21 protein-coding genes are annotated in these 21,243 nt (G+C 70.8%); 8 read left to right on the forward strand and 13 right to left on the reverse strand.

The genetic code is table 11. The features are described from left to right. The first annotated feature begins 209 nt into the window (after window positions 1–209). The gene (locus GV126_RS29475) at window positions 210–1,547 is read left to right on the forward strand and encodes a 6-phospho-beta-glucosidase (protein ID WP_159672419.1); all 1,338 of its coding nucleotides are present in this window, start codon (window positions 210–212) and stop codon (window positions 1,545–1,547) included. 162 nt (window positions 1,548–1,709) lie between these two features. Here GV126_RS29475 and GV126_RS29480 read toward each other — a convergent pair whose 3' ends face one another. Further along, a complete protein-coding gene (locus tag GV126_RS29480) occupies window positions 1,710–2,189 on the reverse strand; it encodes an HIT family protein (protein ID WP_159672420.1) in 480 nt (159 codons plus the stop codon). A 326-nt stretch (window positions 2,190–2,515) separates the two neighbouring features. Between GV126_RS29480 and GV126_RS29485 the strand changes: the two genes are divergently transcribed. After that, on the forward strand, window positions 2,516–2,902 hold the full coding sequence (locus GV126_RS29485; RefSeq protein WP_159672421.1) for a nuclear transport factor 2 family protein: 387 nt from the start codon (window positions 2,516–2,518) through the stop codon (window positions 2,900–2,902). A 27-nt stretch (window positions 2,903–2,929) separates the two neighbouring features. Here the strand turns inward: GV126_RS29485 and GV126_RS37755 are convergent, their stop codons facing one another. After that, the gene (locus GV126_RS37755; protein ID WP_201299889.1) at window positions 2,930–3,145 is read right to left on the reverse strand and encodes a hypothetical protein; all 216 of its coding nucleotides are present in this window, start codon (window positions 3,143–3,145) and stop codon (window positions 2,930–2,932) included. 188 nt (window positions 3,146–3,333) lie between these two features. Further along, entirely contained in the window at window positions 3,334–3,807 is a 474-nt protein-coding gene (locus GV126_RS29495) for a hypothetical protein (RefSeq protein WP_159672422.1), read from the reverse strand. Between the two features lie 555 nt (window positions 3,808–4,362). Here GV126_RS29495 and GV126_RS29500 point away from each other — a divergent pair. Beyond that, entirely contained in the window at window positions 4,363–5,736 is a 1,374-nt protein-coding gene (locus GV126_RS29500) for a serine/threonine-protein kinase (RefSeq protein WP_236570160.1), read from the forward strand. A gap of 418 nt (window positions 5,737–6,154) precedes the next feature. On the opposite strand, the gene arsB is transcribed toward GV126_RS29500, so the two are convergent. Beyond that, complete coding sequence (arsB, locus tag GV126_RS29505) at window positions 6,155–7,273, reverse strand: ACR3 family arsenite efflux transporter (protein ID WP_159672423.1); 1,119 nt, start codon at window positions 7,271–7,273, stop codon at window positions 6,155–6,157. Next, complete coding sequence (locus tag GV126_RS29510) at window positions 7,270–7,578, reverse strand: ArsR/SmtB family transcription factor (protein ID WP_159672424.1); 309 nt, start codon at window positions 7,576–7,578, stop codon at window positions 7,270–7,272. The genes arsB and GV126_RS29510 overlap by 4 nt, the downstream gene beginning before the upstream one ends. 95 nt (window positions 7,579–7,673) lie before the next feature. Between GV126_RS29510 and GV126_RS29515 the strand changes: the two genes are divergently transcribed. Next, window positions 7,674–8,117: an arsenate reductase ArsC gene (locus GV126_RS29515; RefSeq protein WP_159674232.1), complete on the forward strand. Its 444-nt coding sequence runs from the start codon at window positions 7,674–7,676 to the stop codon at window positions 8,115–8,117. A 238-nt stretch (window positions 8,118–8,355) separates the two neighbouring features. Here the strand turns inward: GV126_RS29515 and GV126_RS29520 are convergent, their stop codons facing one another. Next, window positions 8,356–8,934, reverse strand: a complete 579-nt coding sequence (locus GV126_RS29520; RefSeq protein ID WP_159672425.1) for a TetR/AcrR family transcriptional regulator — start codon at window positions 8,932–8,934, stop codon at window positions 8,356–8,358. A 90-nt stretch (window positions 8,935–9,024) separates the two neighbouring features. On the opposite strand from GV126_RS29520, the gene GV126_RS29525 reads away from it, so the two are divergent. Beyond that, window positions 9,025–9,471 carry an anthrone oxygenase family protein gene (locus GV126_RS29525; protein WP_159672426.1) on the forward strand — a complete coding sequence of 149 codons (447 nt, stop codon included), beginning with the start codon at window positions 9,025–9,027 and terminating at the stop codon, window positions 9,469–9,471. Window positions 9,472–9,658: 187 nt separating this feature from the next. Here GV126_RS29525 and GV126_RS29530 read toward each other — a convergent pair whose 3' ends face one another. After that, the gene (locus GV126_RS29530; RefSeq protein ID WP_159672427.1) at window positions 9,659–10,648 is read right to left on the reverse strand and encodes a helix-turn-helix transcriptional regulator; all 990 of its coding nucleotides are present in this window, start codon (window positions 10,646–10,648) and stop codon (window positions 9,659–9,661) included. Between the two features lie 93 nt (window positions 10,649–10,741). On the opposite strand from GV126_RS29530, the gene GV126_RS29535 reads away from it, so the two are divergent. Continuing rightward, the gene (locus GV126_RS29535; RefSeq protein ID WP_159672428.1) at window positions 10,742–11,143 is read left to right on the forward strand and encodes a VOC family protein; all 402 of its coding nucleotides are present in this window, start codon (window positions 10,742–10,744) and stop codon (window positions 11,141–11,143) included. Between the two features lie 95 nt (window positions 11,144–11,238). Here GV126_RS29535 and GV126_RS29540 read toward each other — a convergent pair whose 3' ends face one another. Both GV126_RS29540 and GV126_RS29545 read right to left on the reverse strand, forming a co-directional pair. Then, window positions 11,239–11,625, reverse strand: coding sequence for a hypothetical protein (locus GV126_RS29540; RefSeq protein ID WP_159672429.1), 387 nt, complete (start codon window positions 11,623–11,625; stop codon window positions 11,239–11,241). 408 nt (window positions 11,626–12,033) lie between these two features. Beyond that, complete coding sequence (locus GV126_RS29545) at window positions 12,034–12,567, reverse strand: hypothetical protein (RefSeq protein ID WP_159672431.1); 534 nt, start codon at window positions 12,565–12,567, stop codon at window positions 12,034–12,036. A 364-nt stretch (window positions 12,568–12,931) separates the two neighbouring features. Here GV126_RS29545 and GV126_RS29550 point away from each other — a divergent pair, with 364 nt between their 5' ends. Beyond that, entirely contained in the window at window positions 12,932–14,650 is a 1,719-nt protein-coding gene (locus GV126_RS29550; RefSeq protein ID WP_159672433.1) for a RecQ family ATP-dependent DNA helicase, read from the forward strand. 298 nt (window positions 14,651–14,948) lie between these two features. Beyond that, window positions 14,949–16,511 carry an MFS transporter gene (locus GV126_RS29555; protein ID WP_236570161.1) on the forward strand — a complete coding sequence of 521 codons (1,563 nt, stop codon included), beginning with the start codon at window positions 14,949–14,951 and terminating at the stop codon, window positions 16,509–16,511. A 35-nt stretch (window positions 16,512–16,546) separates the two neighbouring features. Here GV126_RS29555 and GV126_RS29560 read toward each other — a convergent pair whose 3' ends face one another. From GV126_RS29560 to GV126_RS29575, 4 genes are all read right to left on the reverse strand, one after another. Continuing rightward, window positions 16,547–17,269 (reverse strand): DUF4232 domain-containing protein, encoded by a 723-nt coding sequence (locus GV126_RS29560; protein WP_159672435.1) that lies wholly within the window; start codon window positions 17,267–17,269, stop codon window positions 16,547–16,549. 419 nt (window positions 17,270–17,688) lie between these two features. Continuing rightward, the gene (locus tag GV126_RS29565) at window positions 17,689–19,164 is read right to left on the reverse strand and encodes an amino acid permease (protein WP_159672437.1); all 1,476 of its coding nucleotides are present in this window, start codon (window positions 19,162–19,164) and stop codon (window positions 17,689–17,691) included. A 60-nt stretch (window positions 19,165–19,224) separates the two neighbouring features. Continuing rightward, window positions 19,225–20,226, reverse strand: coding sequence for a proline racemase family protein (locus tag GV126_RS29570; protein WP_159672439.1), 1,002 nt, complete (start codon window positions 20,224–20,226; stop codon window positions 19,225–19,227). Next, window positions 20,226–21,158: a dihydrodipicolinate synthase family protein gene (locus GV126_RS29575; protein ID WP_159672441.1), complete on the reverse strand. Its 933-nt coding sequence runs from the start codon at window positions 21,156–21,158 to the stop codon at window positions 20,226–20,228. Before GV126_RS29575 ends, GV126_RS29570 begins: the two co-directional genes overlap by 1 nt. Between the last annotated feature and the right edge of the window lie 85 nt (window positions 21,159–21,243).

Here is a 21,243-nt window from a genome sequence, read left to right on the forward strand (position 1 = left end):
TGCGGGGGAGGGGTCGCGGCTCACCGGGGCTCGCGCGGGGTGTCACGGGAGGTGGATAGGGTGCGGGGAGGTGCAGACGGTGCCGGTTCGATCGGGTGCGGGCCGTCCGGTGCGGGCCGTCCGTGAGGAGCCGTCCGGTGCGGCCGTGACGGATCGGCAGGCGGCCGGGCGGCACGGTGGACGGGCGGCCGCGGTGGGAAGGTGCGAGCGTGAGGCTGACGATTCTGGGCGGCGGCGGTTTCCGTGTGCCGCTGGTGTATGGGGCGCTGTTGGCGGACCGTGCCGAGGGGCGGGTCACCGAGGTCGTCCTGCACGACCTGGACACCGGCCGGCTGGCCGCGGGCGGCCGGGGGCTGGCCGAGCAGGCCGCCGGGGGGCCGGACGCCCCCGCCGCGCGGGCCACCACCGACCTGGACGAGGCGCTGCGCGGCGCCGACTTCGTGTTCTCGGCGATCCGGGTGGGCGGCCTGGAGGGCCGCGCCCACGACGAGCGGGTCGCCCTCGCCGAGGGCGTGCTGGGCCAGGAGACGGTCGGCGCGGGCGGCATCGCCTACGGCCTGCGCACCGTGCCCGTCGCCGTCGACATCGCCCGCCGGGTGGCCCGCCTCGCGCCCGACGCCTGGGTCATCAACTTCACCAATCCGGCCGGACTGGTCACCGAGGCCATGTCCCGCCACCTCGGCGAGCGCGTCATCGGCATCTGCGACTCGCCGGTCGGCCTCGGCCGCCGTATCGCCCGTGTGCTCGGCGTGGACCCGGGCCGGGCGTGGATCGACTACGTCGGCCTCAACCACCTCGGCTGGGTGCGCGGCCTGCGCGTGGACGGCCGGGACCGGCTCCCGGGCCTGCTCGCCGACCCGGACCTGCTGAACTCCTTCGAGGAGGGCAGGCTCTTCGGCGCCGAGTGGCTGCGGTCCCTGGGCGCGATCCCCAACGAATACCTGCACTACTACTACTTCAACCGCGAGACCGTCCGCGCCTACCAGCAGGCCGAGCAGACCCGCGGCGCCTTCCTGCGGGACCAGCAGGCCCGGTTCTACGAGGAGGCGGGCAGCCCGGCCGTCTCGGCGCTGGAGGTCTGGAACCGCACCCGCGCCGAACGCGAGGCCACCTACATGGCCGAGAACCGCGAGAGCGCGGGCGCGGGGGAGCGCGAGGCCGAGGACCTCTCCGGCGGCTACGAGCAGGTGGCGCTCGCGCTGATGCGGGCCATCGCCCGCGACGAGCGCACCACGCTCATCCTCAACGTCCGCAACCGCGGCACCCTGTCGGTGCTGGACGCCGACGCCGTGGTCGAAGTGCCCTGCCTGGTCGACGCGAGCGGCGCGCACCCGGTGGCCGCCGACCCGCTGCCCGGCCACGCCGCCGGGCTGGTCTGCGCGGTCAAGGCGGTCGAGCGCGAGGTGCTGGCCGCCGCGGAGACGGGCTCGCGCGCGACCGCGGTGAAGGCCTTCGCGCTGCACCCGCTGGTCGACTCGGTGGAGGTGGCCCGCCGCCTGATGGAGGGCTACCTCCAGGTCCACCCGGGCCTGGCCTATCTCCGATAGCGCGCGGGCGTGCGCCGGGCTACGGCAGCGCGGGGCATGTGCGGGCTGCAACCGCCGGCAAGGGACAGTGCGCGGGGCGCGTGCCGGGGCGTTCGGTCGCTCCCCCGTACGCGACCGAACGCCCCGCCCCCCGTCATGATCGTCCAGGCGGGCGCAAAGCACTCAGGACACCGAGCACAGCCGGTCCAGTTCACCGCTGATCGCATCCCGCAGCACGTCGTGCCGCGGGCCGAGCCTGAACCGCTCGTCGCTCCACCGTTCACGCGGATAGAGCCACACCGGCTTGCCCGCCACATCGGCCGGCTCCCATGCGAACCTCGGCCAGACATGCACGTGCAAAAACGGGTCCCTGTTCCCCAGGATCTCCAGATTGACCCGCCGGAAGGCCGGGTCCAGCCGCCGACAGGCACGCTCGACCGCTTCACCGAGCCGGTCCATGTCGGACAGGAACGACAGGCGCTTCACTCTCGGCAGGTCCGACAGCCGCTGCACATCCGGCTCGTCCACAAGCAGCACCGAGTAGCCAGGCAGGAACTGAACGTCCCCGATCACAGCGAACCCCGACGTCAGCCGTCGCAGCACGGTCGGGTTCTCGCCCCTCAACGCGGCCCCGATCCGGTCCGTCCGCCAGTCACCAGTCATGGCCGAAACCTACCTTTCGGCGATCCTGGACACTGCACGATTCGCGGAGGTGTCCTCGGCCGAGGGGCGGCAACGCTGGAGGTTGCTTGAGCACTTCGGCCGGGCCGAAGGCACGAGCATGAGCTGCGCCCCCGTACCCGGACTGCCGAACAGGTACCCGATCGGCGGACGACAGCCGGCCCTGCATGCCAACGGCGACTTCGCGCAGAGGTGCACCGCCGGTCTCGACAACCGTCCTCGCCCCGATGCTCACCACGCTGGACGACCTGACCGCCTGCTTCGGCCCCCGCCCGCCCCCGGCTGACGACCTGGGTCAGAATGCCCGCATGAGTCAAGAATCAGACGAGGTGCGCGCAGCGATCGCAGGAGAGCTGCGCCTCATGGACCCCAGCGTTCGCAGGTCACGCTCGCTCGCCCGGCAGCTACTGGACCCGGACTTCACAGAGGTCGGTGCCTCGGGGCGACGGTGGACGTACGACGAGATGCTTGCAGCGATGCCCGAGATGGACGGTGCGGCAGAAAGCGCTCCGCGCTACGAGCCCTCGAAGTTCACCGGCGTCCTGCTGGCCCCCGGGCTGGTGCACCTCACCTACGAGACCACGCTGAAGGGTAAGCGGGCACGGCGCAGTTCGCTCTGGCGTCAGCAGGGTGCTGACGCCGTCTGGCAGTTGTACTACCACCAGGCCACGCCCGTCCCGCCCGACAGCGTGTAAGAGATTCCGCGGATAGCGGACAAGGCGTCACGGTCGACGGGCCGGCCGTGTGTCCGAGCGTCGGCTGGTCCGGGATTCGCGGATCAGGCGTCGGATCACGATGGTCGCGGTCGTCCCCGAGTCTTCCCGGTCAATCGGTGATGTCCCTGCGACCTCGCCACCGCAGGGCGCTTTGGTGATCTGCCCGTCGACGGTGATGTCGGCCGGGTCCAGGCCCACGACACGGTCGTAGGTCTCCCACACGATTTACTCCTTCGAAGGCCCGGCGGTAGCCCCCTACCGGGAACCCGCCACAGGCTGCCGCTTGTAGCAGGACTCCTCAAGGTAGGCGGCCTCGTGCGGCTGGTAGGGCTCCTCCAAGTAGGTGCGTCAGCCTCGCGAGCAGGCGACGTTCACGGCGAGCACGGTCCCGCTGTCGGCGCAGCAGGCGTTCAGGCTCGGCGGTAGCTGTCGACCGGGCCGCCCCAGCCGCCGGGAGGCCCGTCGAAGTCGATGGCGAGCGAGGAACCGTCCGACTTCAGCTTCAGGTGCCCCAGGCCGCGACCGCCGTCCTTGCCGCCCTGACACGTGTAGGTGATGGTCGCGGATTCCTTGCCGTCCTTCTTCGCCGGCACGAAGGTGCCCGTGCACGAGAGCTTCGCGCCCTTGGCTGTCGCTGTGCCGTCCTTGATGACGAGCGTGTCCAGCGAGTCATCGGTGGGGGCGGTGATGGATTTCCAGGTGCCGGCCGCTCGCTCGAGGAGCGTGGCTCGAGACGGAGCCGCCCCGGTCGGCTTTCCCGCCACGCGGGTGGAGGAACGTGCCGTCCCGTCCGTCGACTTCCCCTCCACGTTCTTGCTACCGCACCCGGCGGCCATCACGACCACGGCGAGCGTCGCGGCCGCTGCCCATCGCGCCTTGCGCACAACAACATCCGTTCTGTCTTCGCGTCTTACAACACCCGTAAACGTAACAGGTGCCTGAGGGAGGCCCGATCAAGCCCTTCGCGGGGCCCGCCGGTGCGGATGCCGTCGCCCTCAAGCGCCTTCAAGAACCTTCTCCGCGGGATGCAGGGGGGACGGAACCGACGACGCGAGCAGTGGAGGAGGGGCCGCGCAGGCCGGCGCACAACCGGGTGCCGCGCTGGTCAGCAGCACACCTTCCCTTTGAGGGCACCGTCCCACCGGCGGCCGCGTGGCCGCTCCCGTACGGATGGCTCGAAGTAGCCGGAGCAGGCGACCGGTAGGCCCGGATGCGGCCCAGGCGTCGTCTTCGTCCGGATAGCCGGCGCGGGTGGGGGTACACGCCCTCGCAGCACGGCCCATGGCCGAGTCCGGTACGCGGTGACAGCAACGGAGAATCAGGTGAAGGCCCGCCGATCAGCAGTCCCGCCGACGTCCGCGGCGGTTTCAGCGGAAGCACACTCCCCGCAGGTCCTGTCCGGCCGCTACCGGTTGGGCCGCAAAATCGGGTCGGGCGGCATGGCCGACGTCCATGAGGGCCTCGACACGCGCCTTCGGCGGCCTGTGGCCGTCAAGGTCTTCCGGCCGGGCTCCGACCCGCAGGCCGAAGACCGTCTCACCGCCGAGGCCGTCCTCCTCGCACGCCTGCAGCATCCCGGTCTGGTCACCGTCTACGACTCCGGACGCGACGACGACCGCACCTACCTGGTCATGCAACTGATCGACGGCCCCACGCTGCGCAGCGTCCTGGCGTGTGGAGCGCTGCCCGAGCGGTGTGTCATGGATGTGGGCGCTGCCCTCGCGCAGGCGCTGGCCTCTGTCCACCGGGCCGGCATCGTGCACCGGGACGTCACGCCGTCGAACGTTCTGTTCGACGCGTCCGGTCGTCCGCACCTGGCCGATTTCGGCATCGCGCGCCTGGCGAACTCCACCCGGCACACGGCACCGGACGCGCTGATGGGCACTGCCGCCTATCTCGCACCGGAGCAGGTCGAGGGCAAGCGAGTCGGGCCGGCCGCGGACATCTATGCGCTCGGCCTGGTCCTGCTGGAGTGCCTGAAAGGAGAATTGGAGTACCCGGGGCCCCCGTTGGAGGCAGCGATCGCTCGCCTCCACCGCCCGCCCGCGGTCCCTGCGTGGATCCCCTCGGGCCTCGCGGCCCTCCTGCAGGCCATGACCGCCCAAGACCCCGAGGGTCGCCCGGACGCCGAGCAGTGCGCGAACGCCCTCGCCTCCAGAAGCGGAGCCGGTGTGCACGCGCTGCCGCTCTCGGCGCCCTCCGAGACCTGCCTTCCGCTGCTCGGGGACGCTCACCCCGCCGCGGACGGGCACGTACGGACGGAAGAGATGGCGCTCCCCCGGCCGAACCTTGCGGGCGGCTCCCGTCACCGCCGTCGGCTGGTGGTGGGCACCGGTCTGGCCGCACTGTCCGTGGCCCTGGGCACAACACTCGCCGTCTCCTCGGGCAGCGGCGGCGACAGCGACCACCGCGCCGAGGCGGCCCCGTCCGCCGCGACACCCGCACACCCTCCCTCCCGCACGGCCACCCCCGACAGGCCCGGTGCGGCCCCGCCGACCGAATCACCTCGCACCCGGCCGGCCTCGAGGACATTCGACGCCTCAGATCCGGCGGTTGCGGCGACCGGGGTTCATGCCGAGCCCGCCGTCAGGACCTTCACTGCCCCGAGCCCGGCGGCCACGCCGACCGGAGCTCGCCCCGAGCATCCCTCCACGAGCCCAGGCTCGTCCCACGGGGCAACCGCGAAACCCCGGACATCGACCCGACAGCACAGCGGCAAGGCGCACCGACCGGCGCCGCATCGTCCCCGAGACACGGACGACCGCGCACGCCACGCCGCACACGGCGCCCCGCAACCCGGGCCGTCCTCATAGGCCGACAGCCCCGCACCACCGACGCAGAAGGGCCACCACGCAGAGGTGCAAGCCCCTCCTTCCTGCGGGACGAGTTCGTCATCGTGCCGGACGTGCTGTACGCCGCACACCACGGTGACGACCCCGGCCGGCATGCCCCCGGCCGCTGCCATGCCCGGCGCCCACACCGTGCGCACCCATGGACGCAGGCAGCCGGGACCATCGGCGTACGGCCTGAGGCGGAGCCAGCCGGATACAACGCACCGGGACCGCGCCCGCCGACCCACAGGCGGGTCATCTGCCGCCGTGGTCGAAGTGCACGCAGGCGGTGGCATGCGCAGGGGCAGCGGTGGTCCGGCCGCCGACGGTGATCCACTTGCCATCCAGCGGGCCCCTGCGCTTGCGAGGTGTCGGTGCACATCGGTGCGCTGATGCTGCGTCATGGGGCGGTCGTCACCGCGTCGGTGGCGAATTTTCTCCGCCAGGCGAGCGCGACGTGGACCAGGCCGATCAGCACCGGCACTTCGATGAGCGGGCCGACGACCCCGGAGAGAGCCTGGCCGGAGGTCACGCCGAAGGTGGCGATGGCGACCGCGATGGCCAGCTCGAAGTTGTTGCCCGCCGCGGTGAAGGCGAGGGTGGCGGTGCGGTCGTAGGCCAGGCCCAGGCCCTTGCCGAGCAGGAAGGTGCCGAAGAACATGACGGCGAAGTAGACCAGCAGCGGCAGGGCGATCCGGGCGACGTCCAGCGGCTGCGAGGTGATGGTCTTCCCCTGCAGGGCGAAGAGGACGACGATCGTGAACAGCAGCCCGTACAGCGCCCACGGGCCGATCGTCGGCAGGACCTTCGCCTCGTAGCCGGTACGGCCCAGCTTCCGCTCGCCGATGCGGCGGGTCAGGAATCCGGCCAGCAGCGGGATGCCGAGGAAGACGATGACATTCAGCGCGATGTGCCGGACGGACACGTCCAGGCCCTGGCCGTCGCCGAGGTGCAGCCGGCGCGGCAGCAGGTCGAGGTAGAACCAGCCCAGCAGACCGAACGCGAGGACCTGGAACACCGAGTTCAGCGCGACCAGGACGGCGGCGGCCTCGGGGTCGCCGCAGGCGAGGTCGTTCCAGATGATGCCCATGGCGATGCAACGGGCCAGGCCGACGATGATCAGTCCGGTGCGGTACTCGGGCAGGTCCGGCAGGAAGATCCACGCCAGGGCGAACATCACCGCCGGTCCGACGACCCAGTTGATGACCACCGAGGAGACCATCAGCTTCTTGTCGCCGGTCACGCGGTCGAGCCGGTCGTAGCGGACCTTGGCCAGGACCGGGTACATCATGACCAGCAGGCCGAGTGCGATCGGCAGGGAGATCCCGCCGATCTCGATCTTCGCGAGCGCGTCGTTCATGCCCGGGACGATCCGGCCCAGGCCGAGACCGGCGGCCCTGGCGAGCAGGATCCACACCGCGAGGGAGCGGTCGAGGGTGGAGAGCTTCTTGACGATCGAGTCGTCGCCGGCCGGACCCGCGCTCTCGGCGCGGGCGGTGGTGGGCTCGGTGGAGGTCACGGGCAGGCCCTCTTGTTCTCGGCGGCGGTGCGGGCCGAGGCGGCGAGGCCGGCAAACTGCTCGGACAGGCCGGCCAGGACCTCGGGTTTGAGCCTGTAGTAGGTGAAGCGGCCGCAGGGCTCGGTCCCCACGATCCCGGCCTCGCGCAGCACCTTCATGTGGTTGGACAGGTTGGTCTGCTTGGCTCCGGTCTCCTCCACCAGGTGCGTCGTGCAGAGCGTCTCGCGGGCGAGCAGGGTCACGATCTTCAGGCGGAGCGGATCGCCCAGCGCCCGGATCACATCAGGATCGACTGAAGTCAGCATGCACTGATAGTGTCACATCACCACTCGCTGATATCAGCGCGGCCTGAAGTCATCGGCGGCTTGCTTCCGCCATGCGACCGGAGAGAACGATCACCATGGCCGACAAGCCGTCCGTCCTGTTCGTCTGCGTCCACAACGCCGGCCGCTCACAGATGGCCGCCGCTTGGCTGACTCACTTGGCCGGAGACCGCGTCGAGGTCCGCTCCGCCGGCTCCGCCCCGGGCGAGCGGGTCAACCCGGCCGCCGTCGAGGCCATGGCCGAGGTCGGCATCGACATCTCCGCCGAGGTCCCGAAGATCCTCACCGTGGACGCGGTGAAGGAGTCCGACGTGTGCATCACCATGGGCTGCGGCGACACCTGCCCCGTCTTCCCCGGCAAGCGCTACCTCGACTGGAAGCTCGACGACCCGGCCGGGCGGGGCGTGGAGGCCGTGCGCCCGATCCGCGACGAGATCAAGACCCTCGTCGAGGGCTTGATCGCCGAGATCGCCCCGGCCGAGCCGGAGAGTGCGGCAGAGGGCGACCCGGGCCTCCGCTAGCCGACAGGAGGGCCGCACGTACCCCCGTGCTGGCCCCACCACTTGCCTTGGCCGTACGAGGAGCAGGAGGAGACGCCGTTCTCGATGACGTTCACGACTCGGCTGACGCCCGTGTGATTCGTGCGGACGTAGTTCTGCACTCCGTCCGCACGTCCGTTGTGCGGCATCTCCTTCCAGCCACCGCCCGCCTTCCAGGTGTGCCGGCCGCGCCCGTAAAGAACCCCGGCCGCGTGGCGCGTCAGAGCACGGCTAGGCGGTCCACCAGCAATTCCACCCTGCGCTCGGCGTCCTCCGGAAGGAGTCGTCGCGCCCGGGTCAGGGTCGCGATCCCGTGCAGGGACGCCCAGAACACCTCGGTGAACACCCCCGGATGGACGCCGTCCCCGGCGACCTCGCCGAGAGCCTCCAGCAGGGCGGCGAACGCGTCCTTGAGCGGTTCCGGGGTGTCCTCCTGCGCGTAGGCCAGGCCACCGTCGAGCTGGAAGAGGGCGTCGTAGACCGCCGGGTTGCGCTCGGCGAAGTCGAGGTAGCCGCGGGCGAGGGCGGTGACCCGGGCACGGGGACCGTCCGCGTTCGCCGCAGCGGCCCGCAGCGCGGCGGCCAGCTCGGTCGCGCCTGCGAGCGCGACGGCGCCGATGATCTCCCGTTTGCCGCGGAAGTGGCTGTAGAGGACGGGCTGGCTGTACTCGATGCGCTCGGCGAGCCGACGGGTGGTGACCGCGTCCCAGCCCTGCTGTTCGGCGAGTTCGCGGGCCGTCGCCACGATGAGGCGTTCGCGCTCCGCCCGTTCGCGCTGCTTGCGTTCCTGTACCGACATGATCCGATCCTAGCATCGCTAGACAATCGAGCGACAGCAGCGCTAGCGTTGCCCCGTCAGATAGCGCCGCTAGATTTCTGAGGGGTCGTCATGCTCAGTGCACTGGACGTGTTCACCATCGTGGTCGTCGGCGTGATGGTGGGGGTGGAGTTCTCCGTCGCCTTCGTCATGAACCCGATCCTCAACGCACTCCCCGGCGACGCCGGCCAGCTCGGCCACGCCCACGGAGGCCGGATACTCGGCGCCGTCATGCCCGTCTGGTACATCGGCTCGCTCGTCCTCGTCGTGATCCGGGCCGTCGCCGGCTGGCACCACCAAGGCACCGGCCTCGTCGTCACCGCCGCCGCGCTGCTGATCCTCAGCGTGGTCATGTCGCTGCTGCTGCTCGTCCCGATCAACAACCGGGGCAAGACCTGGACCCCCGAGAACCGGCCCGCGGACTGGAAGCAGCAGCTGAACCGCTGGATGCGCTGGCACTACGTCCGCGTCGCCGTCATCGTCGCCGCCTTCGCCCTGCTGGCCGCCGCCCTGACCTGATGCAGAAGCCGCCCCGACACGCGCCGGCTCTGATGGTCGACGGCCTGATGACGCCGCGCGAGACCCGCGGGGGAACGGCCCCTTCTCCGGCCGCCGCGAAGCCGGCTGCCGCATCGCCGACCGACGCAAACACGCGGTCGTGTCGCCGCTGGTGTGCCGTCTCATGGCATGAGTTCGTTCCTCGCGGTCAGGTGCGGCGGGCGTGGGACGTGAGGCGATCGGCGAGCGCGATGACGAGGTCGCGGAGTTCATCAGGGCGCTCGATGACGAACGGCCGGTCGAGCGAGGCGAGTACCGGAGGCAACCAGTCGAGCCGCTCCGCCCGCAGCTCCACGCGCAGCCAGCGATAGGCCGCCCGGTCCTCGCCGGCCGCGGACTCGTGCTCCTCCAGGCTCGCGACACCGGCCGGAAGGTGGGCGCGGATCTGCTCGACTGTCCCGTGGATCCGCAAGGTCACCTCATACCGGTACTCGGCCGTGGCGAACCCCGACAACACGCGCTGTGCCGGAGCGGGACCCTCCGGCACCTCGAAGGAGCCGGGCAGGGTCCGCGCGTCGGCGATGCGATCGAGCCGGAAGGTCCGGTCCTCGCCGATCCGGGCGTCCTTGCCCGTGACGTACCACCGGCCCGCATGGGCGACGATCCCGTACGCGTGCAGGGTGCGTTCGCTGCGCCGTCCGTCACGGTCGGAGTAGCGGATCGAGACCGGTCGGTGGTGGCGCACCGCATCGGCGAGCGTGAGCAGGATCCCGGCGTCCGGGGTGTCGAACTCGCCGGGCTGGTCCGTGAAGGCGAGCGCTTCCAGGAGGGTGTCGAGCCGGCGGGCGAGGTGCTGGGGAAGCACCCGCCGGATCTTCGCCGCCGCCGTCTCGCTTGCCGTGCGGTGTGTCGTCGTCAATCCAGTTCGGCGGCCGGCGACCAGGCCGAGCAGCACGGCCAGCGCTTCGTCGTCGCCGAGCATGAGCGGGGGCAAGCGGTAGCCGGGGGCGAGCCGGTAGCCGCCGTAGCGGCCGCGCACCGATTCCACGGGCACGTCGAGGTCGATCAGCTGGTCCACATACCGGCGCACGGTGCGCCTTTCGACGCCGAGCCGGTCGGCGAGTTCGGCCACCGTCCGGGTCCCGCCCGACTGCAGCAGCTCCAGGAGTGTCAGTACGCGGCCGGTGGGTCGAGGCATGTCCGAAGCCTAGCCCGGATACAGGACCGATTCTGTCCCCTATTTCTCCTAGCCTGCGACGTGCACGCCTCCAGCACAGCCAAGGAGATCTCCATGGAGTTCGTCTCGATCCGCATCATCACCGGCGACGTGGCGCGCCTCGTCGACTTCTACGAGCGGGCCACAGGGGCGCGCGCGTCGTGGGCCACCGAGGACTTCGCCGAGCTCAGGACAGCGGGCGGCGCCACCCTCGCGATCGCCGGCACCCGCACGGTCCCGCTGTTCGCCCCGGGCTCCGCCCGACCGGCGGACAACCACAGCGTGATCACCGAGTTCCTCGTCGACGACGTGGACCGCGTTCACCGGAACCTGACCGGTTTCGTCACCGACTTCGTCAACGAGCCCACCACGATGCCATGGGGCAACCGGTCCCTGCTGTTCCGCGACCCCGACGGCAACCTCGTCAACTTCTTCACACCCGTCACCCCGGCCGCCGTCGCAAAGTTCGCACGCTGACGTCGGGCAGTCACCGGAGCACACGCGGTGCGGGCGGCAGCCCCCGCAGCACGCGCGGTGCCGGGGACGCTGCGCGAGTCAGTCGCCATCGCGTCCTATCGGTCGGCATCGCGCCCTTCGCGGGAGCCGGCGTAGGCCCGGGCGCGTAGGTGTGCCAGGCGGCGGGTGGGGTGGATGTGCGGGAGCTGGTGACGATAGGGGTCGAAGGAGCAGTCGTCGTCATCGGCCTGCTCGGTCAGCCGGATGGTACCCAGCACCTGCGGTGCGCAGGCGCGACCGGCCGCATACAGACCCAGGGTCAGCGGAAGTCGGCGTCCGCGCCAGGTGTCGGTCGGCCCGCCGGCCACGGGGGCGGCGAGCAGGACCCGCGTTCCTGAGGGGAGCCGGTAGCTGGTCAGGGTGCTGTAGACACCGCGGCGCGGATCTGCGCGCAGCAGGGGAAGGTGTCGGGACAGCGTCCCGGATCCGCTGCTGGTCAGCAACAGGTCGAGAGTGGTTCCGGGGCCGCCTGCCGCGACAACGCGCAGGGCCAGGCCGTAGCCGTCGGGCCAGCCGCCCGGCAGGCCCAGGGCTCTGGACCACCGGGCTCGCAGAGGCCATGCTCCTTCGCCGGCCGGCCACCCCGCCGACGGTGACCCCGCAACCTGGAGCACTCCGCGATAGCGACGGCCCTGCGGATGCAGTGCCCGCGCGTGCCGCCGCCGCGCCACCGCACGGAACACCTCCTCCACTCCCCCGTGTGCTGGTCCCACCTGCTCTCCTCAGGGTCGATGTCTCTGTGCACCTCAACGTGTCCGGGTGGGCCGACGCTGGGTGCGCGGGCGGTGTGTGTCACCCGCCTCGGTCCCCGTGGCCCGGGGCCGCCCCGCGCGCGGGGACCCCTGCGGGGGTCACTGTCCCTGCGTGGCATCGCGCGGTAGCGGGCCGACATCGCGTTTGCGGCCGGGGCGCAGCATGGCGTGGGTCTGTCCGGGACCGGGTCCGCTGCGCGCGGCGAGTGCGTCCGCGACCAGCCCGGTGCTGAAGGCGTATACGGCCTTGTGCAGGGTGTCGACGGCGAGTTCCCCGCGCGGCCAGGTGGACGGCGGGGCACCCACGCCGGTCGCGTTCTCCAGGATCTGGTCGTTGGTGAGGCGGACGACGGCGAACTGGGCGGAGGCCAGCGGCCCGCGCAGGCCGGCCTGGGCCATGAGCGAGCGCAGGACGCCCAGCAGGGCGGCCTGGCCGAAGTGCATGGCCCAGTTGACCGGCAGCGGCTGCGCGCCCGGGCGCTCGGGCAGCCCGGTCAGGCGCTGGAGGACCCGCGCGGGCACATGGGAGTCGGGCCGGCCGGTGACGGCCTGCTCGATCTTCTCCCCGAGGGTCATCACGACACCCCCGACGGCGCCGGCGACCAACCCCTGCCACAGCGCACGTCCGATCATGTGCCGCCGGGTACCCGGCGGCGACTCCTTTCACGCACCCGGGAAATCCGACATGTCTTCCGCTGCCTGTACGCAGCACGACACGCCTGTCCGGGACCGACTGCTCGGAGCACGACGTGCCTTCCCGGACCGACTGCTCAGAGCACGACGTCCTTTCCCGGGCCGACGGCTCGGAGCAATGGCGCAAGGAAGCGGGGGTACCAGAGCAGTGCCGCCGGCCCCGCCGCTGCCGACCCGGCGCATCACTCCACGGGGACTCCAGGTGACGAAGTCCGCGGGTGGGGCGGTGGGTGTGCCGCCGATGGCCAGGCGATGACACCACGGGCGCGCCCGGTGCGGCCACACCGAGGATCGAGGAGCGGCGATGGGAAGCAAGGAGTCGAGGACGGAGCCGGGCCGGGCCGAGCGGTTGCGCGAGGTGGCCGCCGAGGTGTTCGGGTGGGACACCCTGCTGCCCGAGCAGCTCACCGCGATGCAGTGGGTGCTCCAGGGCGATGACGCCCTCGTCGTCATGCCCACCGGGTCCGGCAAGTCCGCGGTGTACCAGGTACCGTCCGTGCTGCTGTCAGGGCCGGTCGTGGTCGTGTCTCCGCTGCTCGCGCTCCAGCGGGACCAGATAGCGGGCCTGCCCGACGGCGACCGCTCCCCCGGTGCCGTCGCGGTCAACTCCGACCTCGGGGCGGCGCAGACACAGGCCGCGTGGGAGGCGGTGGGCCGGGGCGAGGCCCGCCTGCTGTACTTGTCGCCGGAGCAACTGGCCAAGGACGAGGTACTCGACCGGCTGGCCGAGTCCAGCCCCGCCCTGTTCGTGGTGGACGAGGCCCAGTGCGTGTCCTCCTGGGGCCACGACTTCCGCCCCGACTATCTGCGTCTGGGGCAGGCGATACGCCGCGTGGGCGGACCGCCGGTCCTGGCGCTGACCGCGACCGCCGCACCACCCGTGCGCAGGGAGATCACCGAACGGCTGGGCATGCGGGACCCGCGGGTGATGGTGACCGGTTTCGACCGGCCGAACATCAGGCTGGAGGTCCGCCGTTTCACCGACGAGGACGAGCGGCACCAGGTCGTGGTCGAGCGGGCCGCTGCCGAGCCGAAACCGGGCATCGTGTACGCCGCCACCCGCAAGGACAGCGAGTACTACGCCGGGGAGCTGGCCCGCCTGGGGCTGACCGCCGAGGCGTACCACGCCGGGCTGCCGGCCGCCGAACGCGCCCGGATCCACGACGCGTACCTGGCGGGCGAGGCGGACGTGGTGGTGGCGACCTCGGCGTTCGGGATGGGCATCGACAAGGAGGACGTACGGTTCGTCCTGCATGCGTCGCTGCCGGGCTCCCTCGACGCGTACTACCAGGAGATCGGCCGTTGTGGCAGAGACGGACACCCGGCCCTCGCCGTCCTGCACTACCGGCCGCAGGACACCGGGATGCAGTCGTACTTCGCCGGCCGGGGCCCGTCGCGCGAGACGCTGTCCGAGGTGGCGGACGCCCTTCACGACCACCGCCGGGACCCCACCGACCTCGATGAGCTGCGCCGGGAGACGGGCCTGTCCAGGAACCGGGTCACCACTGCGGTGAACCTGCTGGAGGAGGCGGAGGCCGCGACCACGGGAGCGGAGGGAGAGGTGCGCCCGGCCCCCGGCGTCTCCCCTGACCGGGCGGACGAGCGAGCGGCCGAGACCGGGCAGGCGCACCGGCAGACGGACCGGTCGCGGGTCGAGATGGCCCGGGCCTACGCCGAGACGACCGGTTGCAGACGGCATTTCCTGCTGGCCTACTTCGGCGAGGACTACCCGGCGCCGTGCGGGAACTGCGACGTCTGCGACGAGAAGGACGCCGGGAACGAACCCTCGGAGCGGCGCGCCCACCCGGCGGCAGCCTCCTTCCCCGTCGGAAGCGCGGTACGGCACGCGCAGTGGGGTGAGGGCACGGTGCTGAGCGAGGACGGCGACCGCATCACGGTGCTGTTCGACCGGTCCGGATACCGCACCCTGGCACTGGAGGCGGTGGCCGGCCGCGACGACCTGCTGACCGTGCTGAGCAGGCCGGGCGATGACCGGTCAGGTGAGGGCCGGACAGGCACCTGACGCACCGGCGCCGGACGGCTGCCGGTCGCCGACTGGCGCTGCCTGCTGCTGGCTGCGGTGCCTCAGCTGACTCGGGGGCATGAAATCCGCTCGGTCGCAATCTTCCGCAGGTTATGAAATCCATCGACGCGCTGATCCACCCGAGGGCACAGAATTGTTCAGTCCGCAAATCCGGGAGAGGACATAAAGTTCGACCGAACGCAACAATATCGGCAAGAAAATCCAAGCTTGACGGCGGCGTGGAGTGGGCTTATGGTCCAGTCTTCCCGGTCCCCGCCGACCACAAGCGAAGGTGTTCATGACCACGCCTCCACCCTTGCCGAAGTCCAGGCAGCAGTTGATTCTTGCTGTTCTCATGTTGTGTTCGCTGCTGATTTGGCTGGACAATACCGTTCTGAGTACCACGCTGGAGACCCTGGCAGACCCGATCCGTGGACTGGGGGCCGATCCCGGTCAGCTGCAGTGGGCGACGGGTGCGTACACTCTGGCCTTCGCCACATTGATGTTCACCGCCGGCGCATTGGGCGATCGGTTCGGCCATCGGACGGTGTTCTCCGGTGGGTTGGTGATGTTCGCCGGCTCCTCACTGTGGGCGGCGTACGCAAGCGATGCGGGCCAGCTGATTGCGGCTCGAGCCGCGATGGGGGTGGGCAGCGCGCTGATCACGCCCGCCAACTTGGCCATTCTCATGTGGACCTTTACCGGCCCCGCGAGGGCTGCCGCGGTCGGCGTTTTCTCGACTTCGGCCGGTGTCGGAATGGCTGCCGGCCCGGTGCTGGCCGGGTTCCTGCTCGATCATTTCTGGTGGGGCTCGGTTTTTCTGCTCAATGTCCCGGTCGCGGCATTGGCGTTGGTCGGGCTCGTCGTGCTGGTTCCGAATTTCCGCAGCCCCACTCTGCGGCCACTGGACCCCGCTGGAATGCTGCTGTCGATCAGCGGGCTCGTGGCGTTGGTGTACGGGCTGATCCGGGCGGGGCAGGTGGCTGCGTGGAGCCGTACCGACGTCTGGGCGCCGATCGCTTTCGGTCTGGGTCTGCTGACCGCTTTCGTACTCGTCGAACTGCGGGTCAAGGCGCCCGGCTTCGATCCGCGCCTGCTCGCACAGCGCACATTCGGTGGCGGCAATGCGGCGCTCGGAATACTGCTCTTCGCGGTGGCCGCCATCACTTTCTACACCGCGTTCTTTCTGCAAGGGGCGCTCGGTTTTTCGCCGATGAAGGCGGGTGCGGCAACTGTTCCGACCGCATGCGGCGCGCTCGCGGGGGCGCCCCTTGCCTCGCGCCTGGTTCGCCGGCTGTCGGTACGCGCTGTCACCGTGCCGGCGATGACCGTGGCTGCGCTGACCATGGGCGGGTACGGGCTCCTCGGGCTTCGGACTCCCCTCGTCTGGATCGAGATCCTGTTGTCGATACAGGGCCTCGCGGTCGGCATGGTGATCGGCCCCGTCACGGCCGCATTGATCAGCAACCTGCCGTTGGAACAGGCCGGTGCCGGCTCGGCCGTCACCAACACCGTGCGACAGACCGGCAGTGTGATCGGCATCGCGGTAGGCGGCACGATCATGTCGATCGTGTACCGACGTGCGATCGAACCCTCGCTGGAGGGTGCGCCCGGTCCGGTGCAGGACCAAGCGCGGGTTTCCGCCGATCAGGCCCGCCACGTCGCCACCGCTGTCCACCGGCCCACTCTTGCTCAAGCCGCTGATGACGCGTTCATCCATGCGATGCACGTCGGTGCGGGCTGGATCGCGGTGCTCGCACTCCTCGGAGCAGCTGTGCTGCTGATCACCTTGCCCGCTGTCGACAAGAAGAGGGGTCCGATACCGGAGCCGGACCACGAGGAGGCCCGCAGCTTGGTCTGAAGGGTGGTGACGTGACGTTCACCGGCCGCGTGCCGTCAGAAGTCGTACGGCTTCTTGGTGTTCCAGTTCAGCACGTCGGCCTCGTTCCAGCTGAACTGCGGATTCTGGCCCTTGATGATGACGGAATAGAAGGGGCCGGTGTGGCCGTCCGCCCCGCGCAGCGCGATGGCGAGCGACTGCGCCGTGTGGTGCTTCGAGCCGTAGTCGAAGAGGTTCACCGCGCTGTACACCTTGTCTCCGGGCCGGAGCGTGATGTGCTTGTCGCCGCCCGGGACGTCCTTCTTCGAGTGGGGCAGTGCGTGGTTGTCGACGTTCCAGTCGAGCACGACGGCCGGGTACGAGGTGACCCAGCAGGACTTGGTGCCCTCGTTGACGGCGGTGAGCAGCAGGTGGTCGCCCTGCTGGCCGGCGAACCGGTGTACCGCGGTGACCAGCATCTCGTCTCCGCGGCACTGCTGGGTGCCGGCCGTCGTGGCCTTGCTCGCGAGTTCCTTCCTCCCGCCCGAGGCGGTCGCCGAGCGCGCCCCCTTGTCGGCGGCACCACTGCTGATGGTCTGCTCCGCGACACCCTTGCCGTCCACGTCGGCCGCGGACCGGATCTGGGCGCTGCCGGCGGTGTGGTCGCCTCCCGCCGCCTTCGTCTTCGTCTGCGAGCCGTGGTCGGCGCCGCCGCAGGCGGTCAGGCCCAGCGCCAGCGCGGCGGTGACGGCGGCCAGGGCCGCGGTACGGGCGGTACGGCGGGCACGGTGTGTGGTCATGATGAACGTTCCCCCATGGTCTGTCAGGACGTGGCCTCTCCCTGCTCCCGCAGGGCGGCCGGCCGCATCGGCTGTTTCGCTGCACCCCATGAGATGACACCGGAGCGTGCGTCGGTTCACTGGCGTCTGTCCGCGTTCGGTAACAAGGCAACGGGCTGCGGGAGCGCCCCCGAACAGGCGAGTGCACAAGCGACGGGAGCGGCAGCGGCAGGGTGATCAGGCCGAGCCGGTGGCGGGTGGCGCGGGTGACGGGGCGGCGAAGGGCGGTCGCCGACACCCGCGTCAGCGCCGCACTCCCTCGGGGATGTTCGGATCGTCGGCCGGCGCGGACGGCAGTGGCTCTGTCACCTGGCCATGCCGCCCGGGCAGCGCCCGGGGCGGTGGTGATCGGCCAGGGTGCGGTGCCGTCGCGGCGGTGGTCACGGTGTTGCTCCTGGCGCGTGGCCGTCCCCTCGGTGCTCGGCGGAGTTCCGGTAGCCGAACAGGCCGTAGACGATCAGGCCGAGAACCATCCAGACCGCGAAGCGCACCCAGGTCACCCGGTCGAGGTTGCTGATCAGCCAGATCGAGAAGGCGACGCCGACGGCCGGTACGAAGGGCACCAGCGGGGTGCGGAAGGCACGGGGCAGATCGGGGCGGGTCCTGCGCATCACCACGACGGCGACGGCCACCACGACGAACGCCATCAGGATGCCGATGTTGGTCAGGTCGGCCGCCTCCCGGATGGGCAGGAACCCGGCGATGAGCGCCGAACCGATGCCGACCGGCCAGATCACCCGGGTGGGCACGTGCCGCGTGGGGTGGTTGCGTGCGAAGGAGCGCGGCAGCAGTCCGTCGCGGCTCATCGAGAACCACACCCGGGTGACGGCGAGCATGTTGGCGAAGGCGGAGGTGGTGATGCCGATGACGGCGCCGACGGCGACGACCATGCCGAGGCCGCCCAGGCCCACCGCGGCGAGCGCGCTGGAGAAGGGACTCTTGACGTCGATGTCCCGGTAGTTCTGCATGCCCAGCAGGACCAGACAGACCAGCAGGTAGATCACCGCCGCGATGGCGAGCGAGATCACGATGGCCTTGGGCAGCACCTTCTTCGCCTCGGCGCTCTCCTCCGCGGCCGCGCTCATCGCGTCGTAGCCGTAGACGGCGAAGAACGTGGTGGCGGCGCCGGTGAACGCGCCGCCGATACCGAAGGGCAGGAAGGGACTGTAGTTGCCGGCGGAGATGTGGAAGGCGCCGGCGACGATCACCAGGGCGACGATGGCGAGCTTGACGGCCACCAGGACGGGCTCGAACCGGGCCGATTCCTTGGTGCCGCGGGAGAGGACGAAGGCCAGCAGCACGCACAGCAGGGCGGCGAGCAGGTCGACCCGGTGGCCGGAGCCGGTGCCCGGCGCGCCGAGCATCCAGTTCGGCAGGTCGATGCCGAGGTGCTGAAGGATGTAGGAGAGGTAGCCGGACACGGCGATGGCCACCACGGCGACGATCGCCGTGTACTCCAGCAGCAGGTCCCAGCCGATCGCCCAGCCGACGATCTCGCCGAGTGCGGCGTAGGAGTAGGTGTAGGCCGAGCCGGCCTTGGGGATGGTGCCGGCGAACTCCGCGTAGCACAGCGCCGCAGCCGCGCTGGCGATGATCGCGACGAGGAAGGAGATCAGGACGCCGGGTCCCGCGTCCTCGTGGGCCACCACCCCGGCGAGCGAGAAGACGCCGGCGCCGACCAGGCCGCCGAGGCTGAGGGCGACCAGCTGCCACAGTCCCATGGTCCGGCGCAGCCCGCCGGTGGTCTCCTCCTCGGAGGAGTCGACGGGCTTGAGGCGGAAGATTCCCTCCCGGGAGAACAGCCCTGGGCGGGCCGCGGTTCTGTGCCGGGGTATGGCTGGGGTCGAACGGGACATGCGGTCCCTCCGGTGCATACGTGTGGGCGGTGGGATCGGAGACGACCGGGCGGAAACGGCCTAGAGGACGAATCCGTGCGGGAAGGGATCGGTGGGGTCGAGCAGGTAGTTCGCCGTGCCGGTGATCCACGCCCGGCCGGAGAACTCCGGGACCACCGCGGGCAGTCGGCCCACCTCGCTGGTGCCGACCAGGCGGCCGGTGAACCGGGTGCCGATGAACGACTCGTTGACGAAGTCGGTGTGCAGCGGCAGTTCACCGCGCGCGTGCAGCTGCGCCATCCGCGCCGAGGTGCCCGTACCGCACGGTGAACGGTCGAACCATCCGGGGTGGATGGCCATGGCGTTGCGCGAGTGCCGGGCCGTGGAGTCCGGGGCGAGGAACTGCACGTGCTTGCATCCGTCGATGCGCGCGTCGACCGGGTGCACCGGCCGGTTCTGCTCGTTGACCGCCTGGATGATGGACAGTCCGGCGGCGAGGATCTCCTCCTTGCGGGCCCGGTCGAAGGGCAGCCCGATCCGGTCGAGTTCGACGATGGCGTAGAAGTTGCCGCCGTAGGCCATGTCGTAGCGGACGTCTCCCAGGCCGGGCACCTTGACCACGGCGTCCAGTTCCAGCGCGAAGGCGTCCACGTTGCGCAGGGTGACCTTCTCCGCGCGGCCGTGGCGCACGGACACCCGCGCCTCGACCAGCCCGGCCGGCGTGTCCAGGCGCACGATGGTCTCCGGTTCGGTGACCGTCACCATCCCCGTCTCCACCAGGACGGTGGCCACGCCGATGGTGCCGTGCCCGCACATCGGCAGGAATCCGCTGACCTCGATGTAGAGCACGCCCCAGTCGGCGTCCGGGCGGGTCGGCGGCTGGAGGATCGCGCCGCTCATCGCGGAGTGGCCGCGCGGCTCGTCGACGAGGAACCGGCGCAACTCGTCCAGGTGTTCCACGGCGTGGCGGCGGCGCTCCGCCATGGTGTCCCCGGGGATCGGTCCGACACCGCCGGTGACGACACGGGTGGGCATGCCCTCGGTGTGCGAGTCGACCGCGCTGATCGTACGGACGGAGCGCATCAGGCGGCCTGCCGTTCGACGGCGGCGACGGCGCGGGCCATGTCGGCCTGTACCTGCTCGCGCAGCTGCGGTGGGAGGGGGCCGCGCGGCGGCCGGCAGGGCCCGCCGTACCGGCCTACCTGCTCCATGCCGAGCTTGATGGCCTGGACGAACTCGGTGCGCGAGTCCCAGCGGACGGCCGCGACCAGCGGCTCGTACAGCGCGCGGGCCTCGGCGAGCTTCCCCGCCGTTGCCAGGTCGTACAGGCGTGCGGACTCGGCGGGGAAGACGTTCGGGAAGCCGGCGAACCAGCCGGTGGCGCCCATCAGCAGGCTCTCCAGCACGACGTCGTCGGCGCCGCTGATCACTTCCAGGCCGGGTGCCCGCTCCTTGATCTCCAGCACGCGCCGGACGTCGCCGGAGAACTCCTTGACCGCCACCACGTTGTCGATCGCGGCGATCTCCGCGAGCAGGCCGGGGGTGAGGTCGACCTTGGTGTCGATGGGGTTGTTGTAGACCATCACCGGCAGGCCGACGGACGCGACGGCCTCGAAGTGGGCGAGGATCTCCCCACGGTTGGCGCGGTACATGGTCGGCGGCAGGCACAGCACGCCGTCGGCGCCGTCCTCCGCCGCGAGTTCGGCCCAGTGCCGGGCCTGGTGGGCGCCGACGCCGTGCACACCGACGACGACCGTGCCCGCGTCACCGACCGCCTCGACGGCGGTACGGGCGACCTTTCGGCGCTCCTCGTCGGTCAGCGAGGAGTACTCGCCCGGCGAACCGTTCGGTCCGACGCCGTGACAGCCGTTGTCGACCAGCCAGCGGCAGTGCTCGGCGTACCGGTCGTAGTCCACGGCCAGGCCCGCCGGTGCGGAGGCGTCCTCGTAGTACGGCAGGGCGGTGGCGACCACGACACCGCCGAGAGAGAGGTGCTGCTTCTTGGTGGGGCTCATGAACCGTGCTCCGTTCCAGGGAGGGTGAGTGTTCCAGGGAGGGATCGGTGTACGGGCAGGGGGGATGTTGCGGAGAGCCGAAGCC

The organism is Streptomyces mexicanus, from assembly GCF_902506575.1.
In the GTDB taxonomy this organism is placed as follows: Bacteria; Actinomycetota; Actinomycetes; order Streptomycetales; family Streptomycetaceae; genus Streptomyces; species Streptomyces mexicanus.

What these genes read in the sequence shown, in the direction of transcription:
- GV126_RS29480 (WP_159672420.1), bottom strand. Translation starts at nt 2,189, where the DNA reads ATGACTGGTGACTGGCGGACGGACCGGATCGGGGCCGCGTTGAGGGGC.
- GV126_RS29555 (WP_236570161.1), top strand. Translation starts at nt 14,949, where the DNA reads ATGACCACGCCTCCACCCTTGCCGAAGTCCAGGCAGCAGTTGATTCTT.
- GV126_RS29530 (WP_159672427.1), bottom strand. Translation starts at nt 10,648, where the DNA reads ATGCCTCGACCCACCGGCCGCGTACTGACACTCCTGGAGCTGCTGCAG.
- GV126_RS29535 (WP_159672428.1), top strand. Translation starts at nt 10,742, where the DNA reads ATGGAGTTCGTCTCGATCCGCATCATCACCGGCGACGTGGCGCGCCTC.
- GV126_RS29545 (WP_159672431.1), bottom strand. Translation starts at nt 12,567, where the DNA reads ATGATCGGACGTGCGCTGTGGCAGGGGTTGGTCGCCGGCGCCGTCGGG.
- GV126_RS29550 (WP_159672433.1), top strand. Translation starts at nt 12,932, where the DNA reads ATGGGAAGCAAGGAGTCGAGGACGGAGCCGGGCCGGGCCGAGCGGTTG.
- GV126_RS29515 (WP_159674232.1), top strand. Translation starts at nt 7,674, where the DNA reads ATGGCCGACAAGCCGTCCGTCCTGTTCGTCTGCGTCCACAACGCCGGC.
- GV126_RS29575 (WP_159672441.1), bottom strand. Translation starts at nt 21,158, where the DNA reads ATGAGCCCCACCAAGAAGCAGCACCTCTCTCTCGGCGGTGTCGTGGTC.
- GV126_RS29560 (WP_159672435.1), bottom strand. Translation starts at nt 17,269, where the DNA reads ATGACCACACACCGTGCCCGCCGTACCGCCCGTACCGCGGCCCTGGCC.
- GV126_RS29500 (WP_236570160.1), top strand. Translation starts at nt 4,363, where the DNA reads ATGGCCGACGTCCATGAGGGCCTCGACACGCGCCTTCGGCGGCCTGTG.
- GV126_RS29485 (WP_159672421.1), top strand. Translation starts at nt 2,516, where the DNA reads ATGAGTCAAGAATCAGACGAGGTGCGCGCAGCGATCGCAGGAGAGCTG.
- GV126_RS29570 (WP_159672439.1), bottom strand. Translation starts at nt 20,226, where the DNA reads ATGCGCTCCGTCCGTACGATCAGCGCGGTCGACTCGCACACCGAGGGC.
- GV126_RS29525 (WP_159672426.1), top strand. Translation starts at nt 9,025, where the DNA reads ATGCTCAGTGCACTGGACGTGTTCACCATCGTGGTCGTCGGCGTGATG.
- GV126_RS29520 (WP_159672425.1), bottom strand. Translation starts at nt 8,934, where the DNA reads ATGTCGGTACAGGAACGCAAGCAGCGCGAACGGGCGGAGCGCGAACGC.
- GV126_RS29565 (WP_159672437.1), bottom strand. Translation starts at nt 19,164, where the DNA reads ATGTCCCGTTCGACCCCAGCCATACCCCGGCACAGAACCGCGGCCCGC.
- GV126_RS29510 (WP_159672424.1), bottom strand. Translation starts at nt 7,578, where the DNA reads ATGCTGACTTCAGTCGATCCTGATGTGATCCGGGCGCTGGGCGATCCG.